At 69.9% G+C, this 3,131-nt stretch carries 4 protein-coding genes; all 4 read right to left on the reverse strand.

Annotated elements, in window-relative coordinates; all coding sequences use genetic code 11:
• The coding region (locus tag G6021_RS12315; protein ID WP_182641409.1) for a hypothetical protein at positions 1 to 995 on the reverse strand (995 nt) is incomplete at its 3' end.
• Positions 992 to 1,564 (reverse strand): signal peptidase I, encoded by a 573-nt coding sequence (locus G6021_RS12320; RefSeq protein ID WP_304814718.1) that lies wholly within the window; start codon positions 1,562 to 1,564, stop codon positions 992 to 994. The genes G6021_RS12320 and G6021_RS12315, both read right to left, overlap by 4 nt.
• 55 nt (positions 1,565 to 1,619) lie before the next feature.
• Complete coding sequence (locus tag G6021_RS12325) at positions 1,620 to 2,258, reverse strand: SipW-dependent-type signal peptide-containing protein (RefSeq protein WP_182641410.1); 639 nt, start codon at positions 2,256 to 2,258, stop codon at positions 1,620 to 1,622.
• Positions 2,259 to 2,725: 467 nt separating this feature from the next.
• Positions 2,726 to 3,131, reverse strand: a 406-nt coding sequence (locus tag G6021_RS12330; protein ID WP_206682662.1) for a PucR family transcriptional regulator, incomplete at its 5' end; no start/stop codon positions are given.

Here is a 3,131-nt window from a genome sequence, read left to right on the forward strand (position 1 = left end):
GGCTCCTCGTCCGGCTCCTCGTTCGGGGCCTCGCGGCCGTCGGCGGCGGCGACCTCGGACGGCGTGGCGACCGGCGCGTCGGCCTGGGCGACCATCATCCGGTTGGTCTGTGCCGAGAGGATCGGCCATTCTCCGCTGTGGGGGCGGGTGGGGGCGGCCGTGGCAGCCCGGTCGACCCCACACTCGGCGTGAGCGAGGATCAGGGTGAGGTTCCAGCGTTCGGCGCCGCCCGTGCCGGTGGCATTGACGCGCAGCCGCAGCTGGGACAGGGCGTATCCGGGACCCTCCTTCCTCACGTGCTGGAGGGTGGCGACGTAGTCGTAGCTGCCCCAACTCCGGTACCCCGTCTGCTCCGAGTTCGGACCGGGCATCGCCACGCGGACCTCCTGCTCGAAGAGACCGTTCCGCCCCAGGACCACCGGCCCGTCCGAGCTCAGGGTCGCCGCCCCGGCGGTGGGGGAGCAGGCCGCGGTCGCGCGAATCGGGTTCCTGCCCGAGTAGCTGACCAGGTCCGCCCCCAGGATGCTGGCCGTCCGCACGTCCAGAGATCGGGTCTCGGAGACCGCGCCGGCGGTGGCGGAGGCCACGCCGGTGGGGTTCCCGTTCTCGCACCGCGACTGCGCATCGAGCGTCGAGCACGAGAATCCCACGGTGGTCAGGGGGAGCAGGTAAGTGGGAAAGGAGCCGGTGCTGTTGTGCGTCGCCGGACCGACGACCTGGCGGGACGTGTCGGGGCTCTGGCGGAAGGCGGTGACGGCGCCGACGTCGCTGTCCCGGACCGCTCGTTCCATCTGGCCGAAGGTCGACATCGCGCGGGCGAAGCGCGTGTTCTGGTGCGGATTGGCGGCCCCGAACTCGGCCGCGCCCACTGCGCGGTCGGACCACGTCGCCTCGGTGGGCCGGATCGAACCGAGTGCCAGGGCCGTCGTCAGGAGCAGGGCGAGGGCGCCGAGGACCGCCACGAGCGCCCGCACCGGATGCTGCCGGAGGGTCACCGCCCGACCTCGTCGTCATCGCGCCCCGGCCAGAAGGTCCACAGGACCCCGAGCGCGGCGAGCAGGGTGATCGAACCCAGGACCAGCGGGTTCCCGGCCCAGACGATCACGTTCGCCAGCCCGGGCACCGACCACAGCACCTTGCGGACGCTCTCGACCCGGTACATCCCCGGATCGGGGTTCGGATTGGCGTCGCCCTGCATCAGGATGAGCGCCTCGCCGGGCACCTGCGGATGGACCTCGATCACCCGGTGGGTGACGGGCAGCCGGCCGGGACGGTCGACGGTGACGACGTCGCCCACCCGGATCTCGTCCGCACTGATCTCCTTGACCACGGCGACGGAGCCGGTGGGGATCGTGGGGGACATGGACCCGGTCTTGAACATGATGAGCGTGATGTTCATCGTCACCGCCGCGATCACGAGACCGACCGCCACCACCCCGCCGGCGGCGAGCAGATTGGCCAGCCCGCCGGCGAGGTAGGAACCGAATGACCTGCCGGGGGCGCGGTGCGCTCCCGCGGTGCGGGCCGGGGTTCCGCTGTGGGACATCGGTGCTGCGGTCTGCACGGCCATCACCTCTCGCGTGTCGTTCGTCGGTCTCGGATCAGGTGGTCGTCGCGGGTCAGGCGTCGTCGCTCTGCGCGTCGAAGTTCCAGAACACGGGGGCGGGCGCGATGCCGGCGGAATCCAGTCCGGCGGTCGGGGCGAGCTCGGCGCGGAAGCACAGCCACTTGTAGTCGTTCTTCTCCACGCGGGTCGTGGACGTCGTGGGGGCGACGAGTGTGCCGGCGGGCTTGAAGTTGGTGGCGGCAGCGGAGCAGTTGGACGGCGGGGTCGAGCCACCGCCGAGCTCGGCGATCGACACGGCGACCTTGCTGGTCAGCGCGTTGGAGGCGACGCTCTGCTGCGCGATGGTGACATCCGCGCCGAGCTTTCCCTTGTTCTCGTGCAGGCCCACCAGCTGGTAGACGGGCACTCCCGGGACCAGGGCCTTGGAGGCGGGTCCGAACTGCATGGTGCCGGCCTTGTCCTTGGTGACGAACTCGTTCCACCCCTCGGTGGCGTTGAAGTGGGCCTGGATGTTGAAGTCGCTGCCCGTGGTACCGAACTCGCTCACGCCCCACGCCGTGTCGGACCAGGCGGCCAGGGTCACCGCGGCACCGACGCCGAGCACCAGACCGGAGGCCATGATGGCGCGGGTCTTCTTGCGGCGGTTCTGCTTCGGCGAGGCAGTCGGGGAGGTCTGGGGCGTGGTGCTCATGGGTGGGCCTTTCCGGTGGAGGTGAGGGTGGGCGCCAACACTCTTGTTGACGTATCGCATTTATTATCGTTTACCTACTCGCCGGTAGCAAACGGAAGTAACGGTTTTGTAAACAACGTCACAGTTTCGCGATTCTCACCAAAAGTGCAGTTCAACAGGGAACCTGACATGTGTCTCATCTTCCATGCTGCGAGGTATTGGGAGGTCGCAGCCCTATTTGGACGCTGTGCCAGGACTGTCGGAGGCCTGAGACGGATCGCGACGGCAGCGACGACGACAGCAACAACGACACGCGACGACGAGGCATCCAGCCCGGCCGCGGCACCCGACTCAGGTGACAGCCCCACTTGGCGGGCATCTCGCAGGTCCCAGAGCCGAAATCCCGGCGAGAGGTCCGCCAACCGCGGCGTTGCGGGGGAGGGCGGCGTTGCGGGGAAGGGGTGGGCAGGAGCGGCGACGGGCCGCGCTCAGGAGCCGCGCAACTCCCACATCCGTAGAGCGAGGCGTAGCTCCATCGCGCGGTCGCCGCGACGCCATCCGGGGCCGAGGACCGAGTCGAGCCGGTCGAGCCGCTGGTACACGGTGTTGACGTGGACGTAGAGCCGGTCGGCGGTACCCGAGGGGCTGGCATCGGCGTCGAACCAGGCGCTCAGGGTCTCCAGCAGGGCGGTCCCGCGGTCGCGGTCGTAGCGGCGGATCGGCCCGAGGTTGCGCTCGATGAACTGGGTGACGTCACCGCGGTCGACCTCACTGAACAGCAGCCCGTACAGGCCCAGCTCCTCGGTCGCCGCCCCCTCGCCCGCGCGCCCCAGAGCCACGAGCAGCTGCGCGGCGCGCTGGGCCCGCTCGACGTGGTCGGTCACGGCCACCAGG

It is taken from the genome of Dietzia sp. CW19 (assembly GCF_014145265.1).
Lineage (GTDB): Bacteria > Actinomycetota > Actinomycetes > Mycobacteriales > Mycobacteriaceae > Dietzia > Dietzia natronolimnaea.

What these genes read in the sequence shown, in the direction of transcription:
- G6021_RS12325 (WP_182641410.1), bottom strand. Translation starts at nt 2,258, where the DNA reads ATGAGCACCACGCCCCAGACCTCCCCGACTGCCTCGCCGAAGCAGAAC.